General features: G+C 35.2%; 15 protein-coding genes. 3 read left to right on the top strand and 12 right to left on the bottom strand.

All coding sequences use genetic code 11. The annotated features are described in order from the left end of the window. Window positions 1-54 precede the first annotated feature (54 nt). From H5V42_RS07265 to H5V42_RS07240, 6 genes are all read right to left on the bottom strand, one after another. Entirely contained in the window at window positions 55-3,558 is a 3,504-nt protein-coding gene (locus H5V42_RS07265) for an efflux RND transporter permease subunit (protein WP_185782478.1), read from the bottom strand. A gap of 3 nt (window positions 3,559-3,561) precedes the next feature. Beyond that, window positions 3,562-4,746, bottom strand: coding sequence for an efflux RND transporter periplasmic adaptor subunit (locus tag H5V42_RS07260; RefSeq protein ID WP_185782477.1), 1,185 nt, complete (start codon window positions 4,744-4,746; stop codon window positions 3,562-3,564). A gap of 6 nt (window positions 4,747-4,752) precedes the next feature. Next, window positions 4,753-6,099 (bottom strand): TolC family protein, encoded by a 1,347-nt coding sequence (locus H5V42_RS07255; RefSeq protein ID WP_229665616.1) that lies wholly within the window; start codon window positions 6,097-6,099, stop codon window positions 4,753-4,755. Continuing rightward, entirely contained in the window at window positions 6,100-6,705 is a 606-nt protein-coding gene (locus tag H5V42_RS07250) for a TetR/AcrR family transcriptional regulator (RefSeq protein WP_185782476.1), read from the bottom strand. Window positions 6,706-6,908: 203 nt separating this feature from the next. Continuing rightward, complete coding sequence (locus H5V42_RS07245; RefSeq protein WP_185782475.1) at window positions 6,909-7,346, bottom strand: hypothetical protein; 438 nt, start codon at window positions 7,344-7,346, stop codon at window positions 6,909-6,911. A 6-nt stretch (window positions 7,347-7,352) separates the two neighbouring features. After that, window positions 7,353-7,880, bottom strand: a complete 528-nt coding sequence (locus tag H5V42_RS07240) for an RNA polymerase sigma factor (RefSeq protein ID WP_185782474.1) — start codon at window positions 7,878-7,880, stop codon at window positions 7,353-7,355. A gap of 136 nt (window positions 7,881-8,016) precedes the next feature. Between H5V42_RS07240 and H5V42_RS07235 the strand changes: the two genes are divergently transcribed. Then, on the top strand, window positions 8,017-8,991 hold the full coding sequence (locus tag H5V42_RS07235) for a polyprenyl synthetase family protein (protein ID WP_185782473.1): 975 nt from the start codon (window positions 8,017-8,019) through the stop codon (window positions 8,989-8,991). A gap of 13 nt (window positions 8,992-9,004) precedes the next feature. On the opposite strand, the gene H5V42_RS07230 is transcribed toward H5V42_RS07235, so the two are convergent. Genes H5V42_RS07230 through H5V42_RS07215 form a run of 4 tightly spaced genes read right to left on the bottom strand, consistent with a single transcriptional unit; the run spans window position 9,005 to window position 14,435 of the window. After that, the gene (locus H5V42_RS07230; RefSeq protein WP_185782472.1) at window positions 9,005-10,150 is read right to left on the bottom strand and encodes a lycopene cyclase family protein; all 1,146 of its coding nucleotides are present in this window, start codon (window positions 10,148-10,150) and stop codon (window positions 9,005-9,007) included. A gap of 52 nt (window positions 10,151-10,202) precedes the next feature. Then, the gene (locus tag H5V42_RS07225; RefSeq protein ID WP_185782471.1) at window positions 10,203-11,366 is read right to left on the bottom strand and encodes an MFS transporter; all 1,164 of its coding nucleotides are present in this window, start codon (window positions 11,364-11,366) and stop codon (window positions 10,203-10,205) included. Between the two features lie 7 nt (window positions 11,367-11,373). Next, the gene (rluF, locus tag H5V42_RS07220) at window positions 11,374-12,126 is read right to left on the bottom strand and encodes a 23S rRNA pseudouridine(2604) synthase RluF (RefSeq protein WP_185782470.1); all 753 of its coding nucleotides are present in this window, start codon (window positions 12,124-12,126) and stop codon (window positions 11,374-11,376) included. Between the two features lie 38 nt (window positions 12,127-12,164). Beyond that, window positions 12,165-14,435: a TonB-dependent receptor gene (locus H5V42_RS07215; RefSeq protein ID WP_390809396.1), complete on the bottom strand. Its 2,271-nt coding sequence runs from the start codon at window positions 14,433-14,435 to the stop codon at window positions 12,165-12,167. Between the two features lie 63 nt (window positions 14,436-14,498). Here H5V42_RS07215 and H5V42_RS07210 point away from each other — a divergent pair, with 63 nt between their 5' ends. Then, a complete protein-coding gene (locus H5V42_RS07210; RefSeq protein ID WP_185782469.1) occupies window positions 14,499-15,155 on the top strand; it encodes a metal-dependent transcriptional regulator in 657 nt (218 codons plus the stop codon). Beyond that, window positions 15,155-15,976: a ZIP family metal transporter gene (locus H5V42_RS07205; RefSeq protein WP_185782468.1), complete on the top strand. Its 822-nt coding sequence runs from the start codon at window positions 15,155-15,157 to the stop codon at window positions 15,974-15,976. The genes H5V42_RS07210 and H5V42_RS07205 overlap by 1 nt, the downstream gene beginning before the upstream one ends. On the opposite strand, the gene H5V42_RS07200 is transcribed toward H5V42_RS07205, so the two are convergent. After that, window positions 15,973-17,088: an efflux RND transporter periplasmic adaptor subunit gene (locus H5V42_RS07200; RefSeq protein WP_185782467.1), complete on the bottom strand. Its 1,116-nt coding sequence runs from the start codon at window positions 17,086-17,088 to the stop codon at window positions 15,973-15,975. The two genes, H5V42_RS07205 and H5V42_RS07200, sit on opposite strands and share 4 nt — an antisense overlap. 3 nt (window positions 17,089-17,091) lie before the next feature. Further along, window positions 17,092-21,417 carry a CusA/CzcA family heavy metal efflux RND transporter gene (locus H5V42_RS07195; protein WP_185782466.1) on the bottom strand — a complete coding sequence of 1,442 codons (4,326 nt, stop codon included), beginning with the start codon at window positions 21,415-21,417 and terminating at the stop codon, window positions 17,092-17,094. Window positions 21,418-21,445 lie beyond the last annotated feature (28 nt).

Below are 21,445 nucleotides of genomic sequence, written 5' to 3'. Positions count from 1 at the left end.
AAGAAAAACCCCGGCTATTAGCCGGGGTTTTTACTTTTGTAGCCAACCGATTGGTTAGGCAGCTTGCGCTATTTCTTCTTCACTAGTTTGGTGCTTTACGTAACTTCCTTTAATTCTTAACTTAATTCGGTACACAATATTAAATAACACTGGTACAATTATTAGCGTTAAGAATGTGGCTACTATTAAGCCAAAGATAACTGTCCACGCTAAAGGACCCCAGAAAATAACATTGTCACCACCAATATAAATTTGCGGGTCAAATTCACTAAATAAAGTCATAAAGTTGATGTTTAGACCAATTGCTAATGGTATTAAACCTAATACAGTTGTAATTGCTGTTAATAGTACGGGTCTTAAACGTGCTTTACCACCTTTTACGATTGCTTCAGAAGCTTCTTCTATGGTTAACAATTCATCGTCAGATACGCCAATAGCCACCTTTTTACGGTCTAGAAGTATTTGCGTGTAATCTAATAGTACTACCCCATTATTTACCACAATACCGGCTAGTGAAATAATACCCATCATCGTCATCATAATTACGAATGACCATCCTGTAATAATTAGCCCCCCAAAAACACCTATAAAACTTAAGAAGATGGCAATCATGATAATGGTTGGCTTAGATATACCTCCAAACTGGAATATTAAAATCAGCATAATAAGGCCTAATCCTCCAAAGAAGGCACCCATTAAGAATTGCATTTGTTTGTTCTGCTCTTCTATTTGGCCAGTATAATTGAATTTAACACCCTCAGGAAGGCCTTTAAATTCTTCCATCTCTTTTTCAATCTCAGCTACAATTGCACCAGCATCTGTAAAACCAGGTTTAAGAGCTGAATATACGGTCACTACACGTTTAGAGTCTACATGTTTAATAGCACTGAATGATGAAGTATTTTTAGCTTCAGCAACAGCGGAAACAGGAATCTCTTTAATTTGACCAGAAGCGGGATCCCTAAAAATCATGTTTTGATTAAATAAGGCACTGGTATTGTAACGTAAGTCTTCATTAAAACGAACGTTTATATCATAATCTTCACCGTCTTTTTTGTAAACTCCGGCTTTATCTCCAAATAAAGACCGTCGTAATTGTTGACCAACCTGCCCAACAGAGACTCCAAGTTCACCAGCTTTTTCTCGGTCTACTAATACCTGCATTCCTGGTTTACCCTTGTTTACATCAATCTTTAATTCTTCAATACCAGCAATATTTTTGGTGTTGATAAAATCTCGCATGCGCTCTGCAGTATTGATTAATGTGTCATAATTCTGACCTTCAATTTCTATATTTATAGGGTACCCTGCTGGGGGACCAACTGCATCTTTTTCTACAGATATGGTTACACCAGGATATATTCCGTTAAGTTCATCTTGGATAGTTAATCGTAAGTCTTCGGTGTCTAATCCGTTTCTATACTTAAACTCACGCATAGATAGGGTTATTTTACCACGATGGGGCATATCAGCTGCACTACCACCTTCAGTAAATGGGTTTTGTGCACCTTGGCCTACCTGAGAAACACTAGATTCTACCAAATAATTATAATCACCATTGGTATATTTATCATTATTGACAACTCCGTAAACTCGAGATTCAATGGCTTTTGTAATGGCATTGGTTTTATCTATATCTGTTCCTTGTGGATATTCGATATACACATATATTTCATTAGGGGTATTGTCTGGAAAAAATTCCACTTTGGTTCGTTGTGTGCCTAAAGACCAACCAAACAACATAAATGAAATAATTAATAAAACAAAAATACTACCCGCATACCAATACACATTTTTACCACGAAGCGCATTTTTTAGCTGACCTTCGTAAAAGTTTTCAAGTTTTACGAGTGTTTTTTGCTGAAAATTGATGGCGCTTTGTTTTAAAACATATTTATAAATCCAAAATAGAGCTGCGGTTACAATCATTAAAGTTCCTAATCCTCTTACAGGACCACCAACTAAAAGAATTAATAAACCAAATCCTCCTAGTATAATGGATAAGCGTATTAATTGTTTTCTAGTTAATACTTTTTCACCCACTTCCATGAACTGAGATACCAGCATAGAGTTCATAAAAATGGCTACGAATAAAGAGGAACCAAGTACTACAGATAAGGTAATTGGAAAGAAAATCATAAATTCTCCCATAATACCAGGCCATGTTCCTAAAGGCACAAATGCAGCTACCGTTGTTAAAGTTGAAACAATAATAGGAATGGCTATTTCTCCGATACCTTTCTTAGCAGCTTCTTTACGCGATAGGCCCTCTTTCTCCATTAAACGATACACATTTTCTACAACTACCACGCCGTTATCTACCAACATTCCAAGACCCATTATCAAGCCAAATAGAATCATAGTATTTAAGGTATAACCTAAAGCAGAAAGAATCATAAAAGACATGAACATCGACATAGGAATAGCAAAACCAACGAATAATGCATTTCTAAACCCTAAGAAGAACATTAAAACAGTGACCACCAGAATAATTCCGAATATGATATTATTTACAAGGTCTTCTACCTGATTTAAAGTTCGGCTAGAAGAATCGTTTGCTATAGAAACTGATAAATCTTTTGGGTAATAATTAGCTTTAGCTTCTGCTACAATTTCTCGAATTAAATCAGAAGCTTCAATGGTATTTTTTCCTGAACGTTTTTTAATGTCTAGCATTACAACAGGGTCACCAAAGTCTCTGGCAAATGTGGTTTTGTCTTCTTCTTTAAAAGAAATTTGAGCAATATCTTTAAGATAAATGGCTCCATTTTCAGATTTAACTACAAAGTTTTCAAGTTCTTTGGGTTGGTCAACTTCGCCAATAATTCTAATGGTTCTACGTTGGCCACTGGTTATGAGGTTACCGGCAGACATGGTCATGTTTCCATTAGCAATAGCTTGGATAACATCGTCAAAATTTACCTTAGACGCCATCATTTTATAAATGTCTACGGCAACTTCAACTTCTTTCTCTTGGGCTCCCCTTATATCAACCTCTTTAATTTGAGGTAAATCTTCTATTTCATCCTCTAAATATTCTGCAAACTCTTTTAGTTTTTCAACCGGATAATCTCCGGTTAGGTTTACATTCATAATAGGGAAAGACTCTGATAAGTTAAGGTCAAACACATTAGGTTCTACTTTTGCGCCATTAAAAACAGGCCAATCTTCACCTGCCTTCTCACTATCAACCTCGTCTTTTACCTTTTGTTTTGCACTTTCAACCGTAATATCTTCATCAAATTCAACTACCACCATAGCGTAGTCTTCTTGAGAAGTAGAGGTGATTTCTACTACATTACTAATGTTTTTTAGTACATCTTCTAATGGGTCTGTAATTAACCGTTCCATATCCTCTGCGGTATTTCCAGGATATATGGTACTCACATAAATTTTAGTTTCCTCTACCTCCGGAAAATCTTCTCTCGGCATGCCAAAATAAGAAGACAATCCAATGATTAGGAATAACCCAATCATCACATAAATAACTGACGGATTATTTATGGCCCATGTAGATAAACCAAATTCTTTATTGGCGTTCTTTTTAGCTTTTTCCATCGATTATTTATTTGCTGTTGCGGTTGAATCTAAAATTTTTACTGATTGGCCTTCTCGAACTCTACGAGCACCTTCGACAATTAAATTTGTTTTTGCCAATAAACCATCTAAAACCTCTACGAAATCTCCTTGGGTTTTACCTAATTCAACTATGGCCTTTTTTGCAATTTGCTCACCATTTTCTTCGACAACCAAATACACATACTGTTCGCCTTCAGCGTTTTCTGATACAACACTTTGTGGAATCAAAATAGCTTCCTTACTGGTATAGTCATTGATTTTAACTTGTGCAGTAAGATTAGGTTTGATAGTGCCATTTTTATTAGAAACCGGTATTTCTACGGTGAAAGCTCTATTACTTGGATTTATAAAATTCCCGGTTTGTCTTACTTGTGTAGAAACGCTTTCTCCCAAGACTGGGAAAAAAACTTCCACGGCTTTGCCTGGAGTAACGTTAGGCAAATGTGCTTCTGGTACTTCAACCTCTACATACATGTCTGAAAGGTTTACTATTCTAAATACTTCTGAACCCGGTCCAGGACTTACCACAGTACCTTGGTCTTTTATAACATCATCAATAATACCAGAGAATGGTGCTCTAATAGATGATTTTCCTAATTGACTTTCCATTTGCTTTACAGCATTTTCTTGAGCTTCAAACTGTGTTTTAGCCTGTAAGTATTGAATTTCTGAGCCAATATTTTGGTCCCATAAACGCTTTTGGCGTTCAAAGGTTGTTTCTGCTAATTCTAATTGCGTTTTCATTTGCGCTAATTGATTAGATAGTCCACCATCATCAATTGAAGCTAATAATTGGCCTTTTGCTACACGCTGGCCTTCCTTCACATACACCCTATTCAATGTTCCGGCCATTTCTGGATATACCAATACATTTTGACGCGTCATAACATCTCCTTGTAATTCTAAATAGTGTTGAAACTCTTTAGGGGTAATTTCCATGGTAGTTACTAGAGGTAACTTAGCATTATCATCAAGTTCTAAAATTGCAGAATCTAATAGTTTTACTTGGTCCTCTAATGACTTTATATTCTCGCTAACAGCATCTCTCTTTGCTCTTAACTCTTCTAAATCATTAGAAGCTATAACGGTTTCAATAGAATTATTACCTCCACCTCCGCAAGAGGCTAATAAAATTCCTATGATTGATAGTTGAATTAATTTTTTCATTGCTTTTTAATTTTTTGACTCTTGATTGATTATGTTTTCTAATGCTGTTTTTTTGTTGATGACATCAACCATAGATTGTAAGTACTCTTGTTGTGTTGAATACAATTGTGTTTGCGCTTGTCTTAGCTCAAAACTTGTAGCCAAACCTTCAGAATATTTAATCTGATTTTTGTTTTCTATACGTTCTGCTAAATCTAAATTGTCTTTAGAAGTTTGGTATTCTTCTATCGCCAATATGTAATCACTTTTGGCTGTAGCATGCTGTAATTTAATCTGTGATTCTGCTTGGGTTAATTGTGTTTTAGCTTTGTCTAATGCAATTTTAGCTCGTTGTGTTGAGGCACTTCTTTTAAGAGAACTAAATATGGGAATGTTTAAATCAACCCCTAGAACTGAATAATCAAACCAATCTACGTCTCCAAAAAAGTTGAATTCGTTACTAAAAGATTGGCTACCATAATTCACAAAAGCATTTAGTGTTGGTAAAGCCTTACTTTTTGCCAATTTTAATTCTAGTTCACGTTGTTCATTTAGGTTTAATGCAATCTTATAATCTGTATTATCATCCAGTATAAATGAATTTTCAATAAGATTAAAATCTATTTGTTCTTGGGTTAATTCATCTAAATTTTCAGTTAATTCTGTAGGATGGTCTATTGGCAGCCCCATCATTAAATTCAACATTTGTTTTGTAATGTTTTCTAAACGAATAGCGTTTTTTAACTGATTTTCGATAGAAGACAAAGTAATCTGTAGTTGGTCTACATTTTCTTCTTCACCTAAACCATTTTCATATAGTTTTTTTGTTTCGTAAAGATTTTTTTCAAGAGTTTCTTTATTCTTTTCTAAAATGGAAACACTTTCTTGGGCAAGTAATACATTACCATAGGCTTCTATAACAGAGGCTTTTACTTGCAAATCGTTCTTTTCTTTTGAGTTATCTGTATAGCGTAAAAACGCTTCGCTAGCTTGAATGCCAACAATATAAGACCCATCGAAAATCATCTGCGTTAACGTAGCGGATGCGTTTACTGATTGCGATTGACCAAACACTACTTCTTGGAAAGTTCCTGGTTCACCGCCAAAAAATTCTGCAGGAATTTGACTTACAGGTTGTTTTAATTGGTTCTGATAAGATACAGTTCCATTAATTTGTGGTAATCCCGCGGCAATAGTTTCCCATTTCTGTTTTTGCGCATCGGTTAAATCTCTATTGGCATTTATAGCGTCATAATTGTTCTCTAAGGCAAAAGCTACCGCTTGGTCTAAGGAAAACTCATAGGGTGCTTCTTGTGCCATTATTGGCACTGCCCATAATAGTTGTATTAAGGTTATTTTTAGTAATGTTCGCATTTATTCTTGGTTTGAATTGATGATTGTGTTCAAAATTTGTCTTCCTTTTGGGGTAACAATTCCCCTTAGGTGGTATTCTAGATAATAGTCAAATACTTCTACTTTACTAAATAGTGAGGTTGGAAAAAGACTGTCGTCTTTTATAGTGCTTACACCTGAAAAATATATTCTAGAAACAAATTGAATGTTTAAATTGTCTCTATAAATGCCCATGGCTAAACCCCGTTCAATATTGTCAACTATACAACGGTGCATTACTTCAAATTGTTTGGCATTTAAAGTCTTATAGATTTCTGGGTAATATTTTTGCAATTGATACCCAGGTGATTTTTTTTCGTTTTTTAGATGCATCATCACAAAACGTTTGATTTCATAAAGCTCCTCAATTGGGTTTTTTTGATGAGATACTATCTCGTCTATACCTTCAGAAATATCACATTGCACTTGAGCAGTACATTGTTCTATTAGTTTAGTTTTGTTAGGAAAGTGTGAGTAAATGGTTTTTTTAGATATACCCATCTCCTGCGCAATATCATCCATGGTTACACTTTTAAAACCTAGGTTCAAGAACAAATCGGTAGCCCTATTTAATATTTTCTCTTTCATATTCGCGGGCAAATGTAACTTGGAAACTTAGAAAACAAAAAAAGTTTCCAAGGTTTTACAATTCTTTAACATTGCGAATACTTTTTTATAATGTTTTTAAGGATTTGATGTTTTTTGAATTGTTGCTATCTTCATTTTCAATGTTTTTTGTACGGAGGGTAAAAAAGCCAAAAAACGGTGTGTAAGTTTTATACTCCCTTTTACTAGTTGTCTTCTTGTTTGTTTTCATGATTGTTGTTTTTTCGATTGATATAGTCTTTAAATGCCTTTTCTCCTTCTTCTTCCCAGAAATCGTCATACAATTCCCATTCAGAAAAGTCTCTTCTCCAAGAACCACATTTAAGGTCTTGGGTAAAGTGTTTTTTGTGTTTAGAGTGGTTTTTGTGTTTTTTAGAATCGCTACCGCCTCCAAATCCAAAGATTAGTTTGGCTAATACAAGTATTCCTAAGGCTTGCCAGTAGTCAACAGTTACTAAACCAAACAGTTCAGGCATTAACCAATTCCATAAACGCATTAGTACATAAACTGCTAGTAAAAACAGGACCACAAAAAATATAAATATGGCAATACCTTTAAATATTTTTTTTGCCCAGTGTTCGGCATTTTTTTCAAGTTTCTTTTCTAAATCTATACTTCTCATACTATTTTATTTAAATCTTTTTAATTTTTTATTTAGTTGTGCTAGGGCTCTATGTCTTCTAGACATCAATGTTCCCATAGGTATCCCTGTTTTTTCTGATAGCTCTTTATAACTGTATCCTTCAAAATCTATAGCAATAATAATATCACTGTATTGCGGTTTTAAACTCAGTATTACTGGGCGTAATTTTTGAATCATTTTTTCAGAATACATGTTGATATAAGCTATATCTTCATCTTCTTGATAGCTTAATAATTCGTTTTCCAAGAGCTCATTAGAACTAACATATTTTTTAGTTCGTAATACATCAATAATTCTATTCTTTAAGCTGTAGTAAACAAACCCTCCTATATTGTTTATTGGTATGGCATCTTCTGGCCGAGAAAGCACTCGCAATGCCACATCTTGTATTAAATCGTCCGCATTTCTATCCACAGAATCACCCAACCGCGACCTTACATAACCTTTTAGGCTCTGATATTCCTCTCTGATAAATTCAGATAACAGATTTTGATTGGTATTTTTTTTGGTCATTGGTTGTTAGCTATAATCTGCTTTCAATAGTAAAGACGATGCTTTTATATGTTATTGCATTTTTTTTTCAATAGTTAGACGATAAAGAGCTGTTTTTGTTAAAGAAAATGCCCGTATTTTTGATAAAAATTGAAGTATGCAAAGCATTGAAGCTTACCGTAAAGCTTTTCTAGATTATCTACAAGAACAGAACATTTCTAAAGAACCTATGAATCTTTATAGTCCGGTCTCTTACATTATGGGGCTAGGAGGTAAGCGCATGCGACCAATTCTTACTTTAATGGGCTGCCATTTATTTGCTCCAGATTTTGAAAAAGCATTGCCAGCAGCTATGGCCGTTGAGGTTTTTCATAATTTTTCTTTGGTGCATGATGATATTATGGATGATGCACCATTACGAAGAGGAAAGAAAACAGTGCATGAAAAATGGGATATTAATACCGGAATACTCTCTGGTGATGTAATGTTGATTAATGCATACCAATATTTAGAAGGCTATAACTCAGATCAATTAAAAAATTTACTTCATCTTTTTAGTAAAACAGCAGTTGAGGTTTGTGAAGGGCAACAATTTGATGTTGACTTTGAACAACGTACAGATGTTACCATACCTGAATATTTAGTAATGATTGCGAACAAAACTTCGGTCTTGGTTGCAGCAGCACTGCAGATGGGAGCCATAGTTGGTGGAGCTTCTGAAGAAAATCAACAGCGCATTTATGAGTTTGGTAAAAATTTAGGAATTGCTTTTCAGTTGCAAGATGATTATTTAGATGCATTTGGTGACCCAGAATCTTTTGGTAAACAAGTTGGTGGCGATATTATTGAAAATAAAAAAACCTTCTTGTATTTAAAAGCATTAGAAATGGGTTCCTCTGAAGCTAAAAATTCACTGTTAAATTTATTTAGTATTCAACCTGAAGACTCTTCTTCTAAAGTAGCATTGGTAAAGTCTATTTTTGAAGAAAGTGGTGCCAAAAATGCCATTTTAGCTGAGGTTAAAAAATATACAGATTTAGCCTTTGAAAGCTTACATAAAATTGAAGTGAATGCCAATAAATTAAAAGTTTTTCAACTGTTTGGGGAGCAACTTATGAAAAGAACGGTTTAATATATACCGAAGGTTATAAAAATAATCTTTTCAATAGCGCTTTCATAAATGGAATTTTAGGGCATGCCCAAATAATTTGAAAATCTTCCCAAAGCGAGCTGTCTTCATCTAAAAATCTCAAAATCATTTGTGGTGGGCAATTTTTAAAAATGGCGCCAAATACCGTACTACCAATTTTGTTTTTTTTAGACAACACATCTAGTAACAATAAATCATAGTACCAATACTTGGTTTTTTTCTCAAAGTTTAAAAGAGACTGATTGGTTTTTAAAAATTCTTTGAGCTGATTTACTTTCTTATAGCTTTTATAAAAGGTATATCCGGTGCTTGATTTTGCCCATCCTCCAGCTATACCTATTTTTATATAATGTTCGGTATTATATTTCCAAAATTTATAACAAGTCATAGGTATATTGCCTTGCTCTATAGCTTCAACAGTATAATTTTTTACCTTCAAATGTTCTTTAAGATAGGTTTTTATGGTATTTTCATAAGCTTCTTTTTCTAATAGCTTATCAGAAAATAAGGTGTATTCTACTAAGGCTTCATTTTTAGAAGTAGGTAACACGTACATAAATCGGGTATTACCATTTTGCGAAATGGAAAAATCCATAAAGGTTGCTATGTTTTCATCAAAGTAGGGCTCTTTGGTCTTTATAAACCAACCTATAAAATGTTGTTGTAAAACAGGATATTTAGATTGTTCAAATAGTTCCTCATAATTAAACCTGCTATCAAAAACATACTTAGTGGTATAAGAACTAGTTTTGCACTTTACCTGCTCATTTTCAGGGGAGTGAATCACATCTAAAACTTCATCCCCAATTACTTTAATATTTGAGTATTGCTTTAATTTATTTATTTGATAGGTGTAAAAATCAATAGCTTCAACCTTTTTATAGCCAAAAGGTGTTATGGTTTCAGTTAATTCAAAATCATTAGTTTTAAATTTAATTTTATCCCAAATTTTTGAAACGTAAGGGTGATTATTCACAGATGAATCTTCCCAAAAACACCATGTTCTATCGTTTGTGTTTTTTTGACTTTTTTCAATCAAGAGAATATTTTTTTCACTAAAAAAATTGTCTTCACCTATAGCCGCAGCTAATAAAAGACCCGAAGCTCCTGCGCCAATAATTATATAGTCGTATTCAGGCATGGTTAAATATAAAGCTACTTACTGTATTTAATGTTTTTTAACGAGTGTAATTTCAATCGTACTTTGTTTTATAAAGAGCAATAAAACCTAAAATTGGTCCAATTGCTAGTAGTAACAAATAGTAATAGGGATAATTTATATTCACAAGCACAATTTGTAGGCTAATAATAGTTACTAGGTAGCCCAAGCAATTAACAATGGTCAAGGCGGTGCCTTTTAATTGTGGGTAGGCATTATTAGCTACTAAAGTAGAGAGCATGGGTGAATCTGCTACTACTGCCGCTCCCCAAATGTGTAAAAAAACTAGGGCAGGTATAAGAGCATTAAAACTTAAAATTAAAGGCGATAATAAACAGCATAATGCAGATATTAGTAAAGCAGTTTTAGCAGTTTTGCGTGGGCCAATTTTAGTAGAAATATATCCTGAAAACATACAAGCTACCCCTCCAACACCAATTATGCTAAATGTATAAATTGAAATATTTAAGTTATTTCCAGATAACTCGTTAAAGGTTTCTACTATAAGCGGTAATAAAGCCCAAAAGGTATAAAGCTCCCACATATGACCAAAATAACCAAAAGCGACTCGTCTAAACTTCTTCGCTGCAAATATGTTTTTTATTGCATATAGTTCCAGTTTTTGGGCAGGTTTTCTATAAGGACCGTTTGGTACAAAAAGAAGAATTAATAGGCCTCCTAGTATCGATAGAACCGAAGTTATTTGCAAAATAAGCTGCCAAGATATTGATGATGAAACTCCGTTTAATAAATGTGGAAGTGCTGTGCCTACAACAAGTGCACCAACTAAAAAACCCAAAGATTTACCTAAACCTTTTTCAAAATAATCTGCTGCGATTTTCATCCCCACAGGGTAGATTCCTGCAAGAAAAAAACCCGTTAAAAAACGTAAGGTTAAAATACTCCACAACAAATTGCCTCCCCAGCAAACACTAAAATTGGCAAATGCCGCCAAAACAGCGCTAATAAAAAATACACGTGAGGGCGAAAAACGGTCAGCAATATTAAAAAATGCATAACACAAAGTACCTAGTATAAAACCCATTTGTATAGCAATAACCAAATTGCCTAAAGCGGTTTCTGGCAAATTAAAGGCATTTACTAATTGGTCAATAATTCCGTTTGTTGCAAACCACAAAGAGGTGCAAAGAAATTGTGCTAACACAATTACAGGTAAAATATGTTTAGGTGTTTTCATTAATTCTTCAATGCAACTCAGAGGTTGCGTCTAAATTTGTCTTTGAAGAATCAGCTAATAGCTTATGAATTTCTTTTAGCTCTTTGTCTGTTAGGTATCTCCATTTGCCTAAAGGAATATCTAAGTTGATATTCATGATTCGGTAACGCTCAAGACGCGTAACCTTATTACCAAGGTATTCTGTCATACGTCTAATTTGCCTGTTAAGCCCCTGGGTGAGTATTATTTTGAATTGATACTTGTCTACCTGTTCAACAAAACACTTACGGGTTACCGTATCTAAAATAGGAACACCATTCCCCATTTTATCAATAAATTTTTGAGATATTGGTTGTTTTACGGTTACCAAATATTCTTTTTCATGATTGTTGCGTGCTCTTAGAATCTTATTTACAATGTCGCCATCATTAGTTAGTAAAATTAAACCTTGACTGTCTTTGTCTAAACGCCCAATAGGAAAAATACGCTCAGGATAATCGAGGTAATCTATAATATTATTCTTTTCTCTACGGGTATCCGTAGTGCAAACTATACCTCTTGGTTTATTAAAAGCTATATAAACGTTATCAGCTTTTTTAGTGCCAATTAATTTACCATCAAGTCTAACTTCATCAGTAGCCATAACCTTACTACCCATTTCAGCTAAGTCACCATTTATAGTAACACGCTTTTGCTCTACAAGCTTATCTGCTTCTCTTCGAGAACAATACCCAACTTCACTAAAGTATTTATTGACTCTAATTGGTTTATCAGTATCCATACTTACGAAAGTAATGGGAATTCTCGTAAATATAAATGCTAAAAAACAGAATATCGTAATCCAAAGAAAGCTCTAATGCCTTGGTTTGGTCCATATACGTAACTTGGATCAAAGGTTAGCGCAAACGGATTGTCTGCAGTAGGCACCACATTACCACTTGCATTAAATTGCACATTACGGTCAAAGGGGTCATTGGCTCTAGCAATAATAAATGGGTTTCCACGATTTGGAGTCCAATCTAACAGATTCTTTACACCTCCATAAAATTCAAAATTGGGAATACCCTTGTACGTGAACTGAATATTCTGAATACTCCAGGTTGGTGAAAACTCACTTCTGGGATCTAATTCACCCAATAAAGGTAATCGCATTGGGCCGTACAAATTACCAGTATAATCTAGACTTAAGTTAAGGCTTCTAATAGTGTAAGAAAGATTCCATGTGCCTGTAAAACTTTCGGTTAATATTTGTTCCTGCGTAATACCATTTTCGGTATTTGTAACATCTTGGTAGGTAGCTCCTATTAAGAACTTTATGCCATTAGGGAACACCAAATCAAAATTTGCCGAAATACCTTGAGAGACTGATTTACCCTTTAAATTATCATAAATAATTTGATTTGGATTGGTATCGTAATCTGGCAAAATTTGATTACTGAAACGGGTGTAAAATGCTGAGGCATCAAAACTGATAAAAGTGCCATTGTTGGCATATATTTTTTTAAGATAGTTGACATTAAAATTTACAGAACGTTCTGGTTCTAGTTCTTCTGCTATAATTACATCTCGTGCACCAGTTAAAGCGGCATGGTCTTCTGTAAACAAGTTAACTACCCTGAATCCTGTTCCAAAATTTAAACGTAGAATATCATTATCAGTTAATTTATAGCGATAGGCACCGCGAGGAGTAAAGATGCTACCATGTCGACTATCATAATCGTATCTAAGACCACCTAAAAGCGAATGCTTTGAATTGAATTTTAATTCATCTTGAACGAACACCGAAGGAATACTAACTTCATCTTCTAAATTGGCCGTTGCTGGTGTATTGTCATCATAGTAATTGTACCTAATAGCAGCGCCCAAAAGAAAATCGTGTTTTCCCAATGTTTTATCCCATGTTAGTTGTCCAAAGCCAATTCGTTGGTCTGCTATATAAGGTATGTCACCGTAAACTGAATTTTGATGATGACTGTTATAAGAAACAGACAGCAGCATTTTTTCTTTAGTGGGTAGTTGGTACTTGCCAATTACTTCCCAACGGCGTGTGTAGATACTTTCGCCATAGACTTCATTGCCACCTCTAAATTTCGGTGTCCATTGGAGTTCACCACCCCAGCGGTCTTCATAAAAGAACCGACCAGCAACAGCGAATAATCGTGAATTTTTGCGTTTAAGGTTCCACTTCTGAAATATAGAAATACGGTCTTGCAGTGTTAAATCAGTGATGTTGTCGTTGTTGTTATCAATAGGGTTATCGTATCTAAAATAATTTACCCCCAATAAGGCATCGGTTTTTTTGCCTACACTAAATTTGGTGCCAACGTCTAAATTAAATTCTCCCCAGCTAGAACCAAAAGTATCTACAAAGAAGTTTGGTGCTTCTGGCGCGTGTTTTGTAATAATATTAATTAACCCGCCTACCGCTTCACTACCGTATAAGGTAGATGCAGGACCTTTTACAATTTCAATTTGGTCTATTAGTGAATTAGGGATGCCAGAAAGACCGTATACCGTGCCAAGGCCACTAACAATAGGCATTCCATCAATTAATACTAAAGTATATGGACCCTCTAAGCCGTTTATGTGAATATCGCCGGTATTACATACGTTACAATTAATTTGAGGCCTAACACCATTTACATTTTGCAGTGCTTCAAAAACATTAGCAGTCGGATTTTGCTTTAAAAAAGTGGGGGAGTAGACTTCTACGGGTACCGGACTTTCCATTCGGTTTACGGCCTTTAAAGTACCAGTAACCACCATTTCATCTAAAGCTTCTGCAGCAGCGGTCATCTCTATTTTTACTAGTAGATTTTGACCTTCACTAAGGGTAATGGTTTTTTGATATGGCTCAAAACCAATTGCCGTTGCCATAATAACATAATTGCCTTTTGCTAAATTTTTAAATTGAAAATAACCGTTCTGATCACTAGCGGTTCCTTTATTTGTTTCCTTCAAAATTAGATTTACAAACGGTAAAACCGCTCCATTTTCTGACACACTACCAGAAATTGAAGCAGTTTGCCCAAATGCAAACTGACTAAAAACTAAGAAAATCAAGATATTTCTAATTGTCAAAATAAAAATTTAGACAAATCTAAAAATTGATTTTGATAAATAAAAATGTATTTTTGGAGAAATCTTTACCCGTTGACACGTTCAGAGGAGAATTACATAAAAGCCATCTTCCATTTAGGAGGCAATGCATCAACTTCTGTTGCTACTAATGCTATTGCAGAAGAAATGGATACCAAACCATCTTCAGTAACAGATATGGCAAAAAAGTTAGCAGATAAAGGTCTTGTTAACTATGTGCGTTATCAGGGTGTTTTATTAACTGAAAAAGGTATAAAAACAGCTTTAGGTATTATTAGAAAACATCGTTTGTGGGAAGTGTTTTTAGTTAAAAAGCTTGATTTTTCATGGGATGAAGTGCATGAAGTTGCAGAACAATTGGAACACATAAAAAGCGAAAAATTGATTGATAAAATTGATGAGCTTCTTGAGTTTCCAAAATATGACCCTCACGGTGACCCTATTCCCACTAAAAATGGTGAATTTCAAGAAAGAGATAAGCAATTACTTAGCGAAATGCCTTTGTCATCTACAGGTATTTGCGTAGGCGTAAAAGATTCTTCTTCTTCATTTTTAAAATTTTTAGATAAAAATCAAATTGCACTTGGTGAAACTATTCAAATACTGGATAAAGAAGATTTTGATGATTCGTTATTAATCAAAATTGCAGAGCGTGAATTTCATATTTCTCATCAAATTGCGGCTAACTTATTTGTTAAAAAAAATAGCTAATGGAAAGTATTATATCCTATTTTGAAAGCATTGACCCTGTATTAGCAGCCTTATATGCTACACTTTTTACTTGGGGCCTCACGGCTGCAGGAGCTGGATTGGTTTTTCTATTTAAAAATCCAAAACGCGGTTTTATGGATGGTATGCTGGGTTTCACGGGTGGCGTAATGGTAGCGGCGAGCTTCTGGAGCTTACTAGCACCTGGAATAGAAATGAGTCCAGGTGAAGGTTTTGTTAAGGTGATTCCGGCGGCAGTTGGCTTTTTATTAGGAGCTGGATTTATTTTTGGCTTGGATAAAATTCTTCCTCATGTGCATATCAATTTTAAAACTAGCGAAGCAGAAGGTATTAAAACACCTTGGCATAGAACAACTTTACTTGTGCTAGCCATTACCTTACATAATATACCTGAAGGATTGGCAGTAGGTGTGCTTTTTGGCGGGGTAGCTTCTGGTTTTGAAGGCGCTACCATAGGTGGAGCAGTTGCCCTAGCAATGGGGATTGGTTTACAAAACTTTCCTGAAGGTTTTGCGGTTGCCGTACCCATGCGTAGACAAGGGCTGAGTCGTAGAAAAAGTTGGATGTACGGGCAAGCTTCAGCAGTTGTAGAACCCATTGCAGGTGTATTGGGTGCTTGGGCGGTATTAACTTTTGAACCTATTTTACCTTATGCCCTAGCTTTTGCCGCTGGTGCTATGATCTTTGTGGTGGTAGAAGAAGTAATACCAGAAACCCAACAAGATAAATACACAGATATTGCAACCATGGGCTTTATTGCTGGGTTTATAATAATGATGACCTTAGATGTGGGGCTGGGTTAATTAGCTAATAGCTCAAAAGCACCATTAATTAAAAATTGAGTGCCATCTTCAAAATCTTCGGTATTCAAAATTTCAACATAACTATTCAGTCGGGAGCCAATGGTTACCAAACGCTCTTCAAATTTATAATTGCCGTTCTCTTGCTCTGAAAGTACCAGAACGCTAAAATCACCATCTTTTTCAACTACTGCATTCTCTGGTAAAGCCAATGCTTTCTTTGAATCGATTTGAATGGAAGCCTCAACGAACATTCCAGTTAGCAACTTATTTTCAGTATTTGGATGACCGTGAACCTTTATAGTTCTATTGGTTTCGTCTACCGCAGTACCCACTAAATAGACTTCTCCTTGGTATTGGGTGTCACCAGTTTCTGGAATTAAAAAATTAATATGCTGTCCTTTTTTAATTTTTAGCGCATCTTTTTCAAAAACAATCAATTCTAAATGCAAATGGTCATTATCTACAATTTGAATTATTTCTGAACTTGGCGAAACGTAACTACCTTTATTTACATTAACCTGCGTTACACTGCCAGATATAGGAGCATATAAGGTGCTTTGAGAGCTAATTGTACCAGATTCAACGGTTTTAGGCGAAATGTTTACCATTTGCAATTGTTTTTGTAAGGTTAAATAGTTGGCCTTGGCCATTTCATAATTGCTTTTGGCTTGTAAAAAGTTCTTTTCGGAAGTTATATTTTCCTCCAATAAGGTCTTATTACGTTGATATTCGGATTGTAAAAATTCAAGATTATTGTAAACTGTGAGATACTCTTTTTGTAAGCGTACAAATTCTTGATTTTCAATAGTAACCATGGGTTGCCCTTTGGTTACGTTATCTCCTACAATTAAATGTGTGTTTTTTACAAATCCGCCCAAAGGTGCAGTTACAATAGCCTTATTTTGTGGCGGCACATCTATCATGCCTGTAGTTTGGACACTAATTTCAAAATCTTGTTGGATTAGAGTTCCTAATGAAAAATTATTACCGCTGAATTGTTCTTCACTCAAAATAATACCTGAAGCTTCATTTGCTTCAGTCTCGTTTTCTTTTTTGGTGCCACAATTCGCAAGGAATAGGGCTAGTACTATGTATGTTACAAATGCTTTCATGACTTAATTACTAAAGGATAAATAGTTGATGGATATAAGGGTTTGGTTATACTGGTTTAAGGCTTCTAGATAGTTGAGTTCTATGGTATACGCATTTTCCAAAGTTTGGATGTACTGGAAAAAATCAATTTCTCCATTTTTAAAACTAGCCTGTGCCACCTTTAAAAGTTGCGATGCTAGCGCTTTGCCTTCATTTTCATAATAACTGAGCTCTGATTCGTATTGCGTTAAAAGGTTTTGCATTTCTTGCCTTTCTTTAGCTAAATTTTTGTTCAACTGGTTATTTTCTATAGCTACAATTTCAGCTTGTAATTTTGCTGATTTGGCTTTGCTTTTTTGACCAAAGAATAGTAAGGGTAGCTTTATACCAAATTGTACACCGTAAAGGGTATTGTCTAAACCGTCATTGGAGCCTTGAAAATATTCCAAGCTTAAATCGGGTAAAAAACCTTGATTTTGGAGCCGTTTTTGTGCTAAACTAAGTTGATGCCTATTTTCTAAATACTGCTTTTCTAAACCAATGTTTAAGTCATTGCTATTATAATCTAATCGACTAGGAGTTTCTTTTTTAATAGCTAAGGAGTCTTTACTCTGAACTAAAAGTTGTAACTGGAGCAACCGGTTTTTGACTTCTTGTGTGGCTTTATTCTTTTGAAGGGTGATTTCTTTCTGTTTGGCTTTTGCCGTTACGTTCTCCAAGTAATTGGTTTCTCCAAGTTCAAAACGTCTTCTGGCAGAATAGGCAAATTGGGCATAAATACTATCTAACTTTTGGTATAACGCTAGTTTTTGCTGCTGGGTTTGGTAATCGTAGTAGGCCTGTTCTAACTGTTTAAATACTTGCTTTTGAGTAATTTGATAAACCGATTCTTGAAGTCGTTCGTTTAATTTTTGCACCTTGTTTTTAGCAACATAAACGGTAGGAAAACTAAAGGTTTGCTGTGCCCCAAAAACATTTATAGGTAAATCGTTTCTAGCAATATTATTCTCATCGTATTGATAATACACCTCAGTTTTTTCAAAATCAAATGCCAACCCTCTATTTGCTTTGGTTTGTTCTATTTGTAAGGCTGAAGCTTTTATAGAAAGATTGTTTTCAATTGTAATAGCCTTTAAATCATCTAAACTTAAAGGTTGTTGTGCAAAACCCGATAATGGTAACGCCAAGCATACGCCTAATAATAGCCTTTTTGATGCTTGAGGGCTCCCTTTTCTTTTAAGGGAATTGAAATAGGCATACAGTACTGGTAACACTACAAGGGTTAAAAAGGTGGCTGAAACTAACCCTCCAATGACCACGGTTGCTAAAGGGCGTTGTACTTCTGCTCCTGCTCCTGTGGAAATTGCCATGGGTAAAAATCCTAAGGCCGCAGCAGAGGCTGTGAGTAAAACGGCGCGCAAACGGTCTTTTGTTCCTTGTTGTATTAAGGCTTCCATGGTATCGAAATTTTGTTTTTTTAAATCTTTAAAATGTTCAATAAGTACGATGCCATTTAAAACGGCAATCCCAAAAAGTGCTATAAATCCAACTCCTGCAGAAATGCTAAAAGGCATACCACGCAACCACAACAATAGTACACCACCAATAGCTGATAATGGAATTGTTGCAAAAATGAGTAAAGCTTCTTTAACGGTTTTAAACGCAAAGTATAGCATGATAAAAATGAGTGCTAATGCTATAGGAACAGCTACAAATAAACGTTCTCTGGCACTTTGTAAGTTCTCAAATTGACCACCATATGAAATTGAATAACCTACGGGTAATTTTATCTTAGCGTTTATTAATTGCTGCACATCATCAACAACCGATTGTAAGTCGCTATTACGAACATTAATACCCACAACAATACGTCTACGGGTATCGTCTCTAGAAATTTTTGCGGCTCCTTTTTGATAGGTAATTACAGCTAATTCACTTAGCGGAATTTTATTGTCATTAGGGGTGTCTACATACAAGTTTTGTAGGTTGGTAATATCTTTTCTGTTCTTATCATCTAAGCGTACCACCAAATCAAATTGTTTCTCTCCTTCAAAAACATTGCCTACTGTTTTACCAGCAAAACCCATGGAAACCATTTCGTTTAAGGAAGCAATATCTAGCCCATGCTGGGCAATTTTTGCTCGGTTATAGGTAACATTCATCTGTGGTAAGCCTTCTACTTTCTCAACGGTAATATCTGCAGCACCCGCTACATTTTCAATAAGTGTTTTTATTTCGTTGGCTTTGGAATTTAGTACAGTTAAGTCTTCTCCAAAGATTTTAATGGCAATATCTGCTCTTACCCCAGTAATTAATTCGTTAAATCGCATTTCTATAGGTTGGGTAAACTCTACTTCCATTCCCGGTAGCATACTCAGGGTTTCTTTAAACTTATCAGCAAGTTCGTCTTTGGTTTTTGCGGATGTCCATTCTGATTTTGGCTTTAGTACAATTATGACATCGCTTTCTTCCATAGACATGGGGTCTGTAGGCACTTCGGCCGCACCAATTCTACTAACCACCTGTTTTACCTCAGGAAAGGAATCCAGTAAAATTTGTTCGATTTTAGTTGTAGTGGCTACTGTTTTTTCTAAAGAAGTACCGGTTTTTAATACGGGTTGTATTACAAAATCACCCTCATCTAAAGTGGGCACAAATTCTGAACCCATGGTGCTGAACAATAGGCTAGTGCCCACAAGTAGGCCAACAGCCACAACCAAAACCATCCTTTTCTTTTGCAAGCCCCACTCCAATATAGGTTCAAATCTTTGGTTAAGCCAATGCATTAATTTTTGAGAAAGTCCATTTTGTTTTGTTGATGGTTTAATAACTAAAGAAGCTATTACTGGTACGTAGGTAAAACACAATACCATTGCACCAATTAGAGCAAAGCTAAAGGTCAGTGCCATAGGCTTGAACATTTTGCCTTCAACACCGCTTAAGGATAAAATGGGGATGAAAACCAATAGAATAATCAATTGGCCAAAAACAGCAGAATTCATCATTTTTGAAGCTCCAGTAAAGGTGATTTCATCTTTTTTAGCCTGAATTTCGGCTTTATTACCCGTGTTTAGCTGGTTTTGATTTTTAGTGAACTGAAAGGCTATAAATTCTACAATGATAACAGCCCCATCTATGATAATGCCAAAATCAATTGCGCCCAAACTCATTAAATTAGCATCTACACCAAAAAGGTACATTAAAGAAAGTGCAACTAACAAACACAACGGAATTACCGATGCTACTACCAAACCAGACCGCCAATTGCCAAGTAATAACACCACTACAAAAATGACAATTAAACAACCTAAAATTAGGTTTTCAGTTATTGTGAGAGTAGTTCTACCAATTAAATCACTTCGGTCTAAAAATGCATTGATATAAACTCCTTCTGGTAACGATTTTGAGATTGATGCTACACGTTCTTTAACAGCTTCAATTACCTTTTTGGAGTTAGCATCTTTGAGCATCATTACTTGGCCCAGTACTTTTTCGCCTTCTCCATTACCTGTAATAGCTCCAAAACGTGGTGCTTTACCAAAACCAACTTGGGCCACATCTTTAATTAAAATGGGCTTGCCATTTCTATTTTCAACTACAATATTTTTTATATCGTTTAGATTGGTAACCAAGCCTTCTCCGCGAATAAAGTAAGCCTGATTTACCTTTTCAATATAACCGCCACCCGCAACACTGTTGTTATTTTCTAATGCAGAGAATATTTTGCTGGCGCTAATATTTAAGGCATTTAGTTTTTGAGTAGAAATGGCTACCTCGTATTGTTTTAAATAACCTCCCCATGTATTTACCTCTACTACTCCGGGTATTCCGGATAATTGTCGTTTAACAATCCAATCTTGAATGGTACGTAATTCGGTTGGTGAATATCGATTTTTAAATTCGGGCTCCACATCTAAAATGTACTGGTAAATTTCTCCAAGACCAGTGCTAATAGGACCCATTTGAGGACTGCCAAATTCGGAAGAAATACGTTCTTTGGCCGATTGTATTTTCTCAGCTATGAGTTGTCTGGGCAAATAAGTGCCCATCTCATCATCAAAAACAATGGTAACCACAGATAAACCAAACTTAGATATGGAGCGAATTTCCTTAACGCCCGGTAGATTGGCCATTTCCAACTCTACGGGATACGTTATAAACTGTTCAATGTCTTGGGTTGATAGGTTTCTAGACGTAGTTATTACCTGTACCTGGTTGTTGGTAACATCTGGCACGGCTCCAATAGGAATTTTGGATAAGGAATACAACCCAAATCCTACAATAAATAGGGTGAATAAGATGACAATAACCTTATTCTTTAAACTGAAGTTAATGATATACGAAAGCATAATTCATAGAAATAGAAAATAGTGAGGA

Origin of the sequence: Croceivirga lutea (assembly GCF_014235875.1) — a bacterium.
In the GTDB taxonomy this organism is placed as follows: Bacteria; Bacteroidota; Bacteroidia; order Flavobacteriales; family Flavobacteriaceae; genus Croceivirga; species Croceivirga lutea.
The sequence above is the reverse complement of the archived record's forward strand: the minus strand, read 5'-3'. Positions and strand labels throughout refer to the sequence as shown.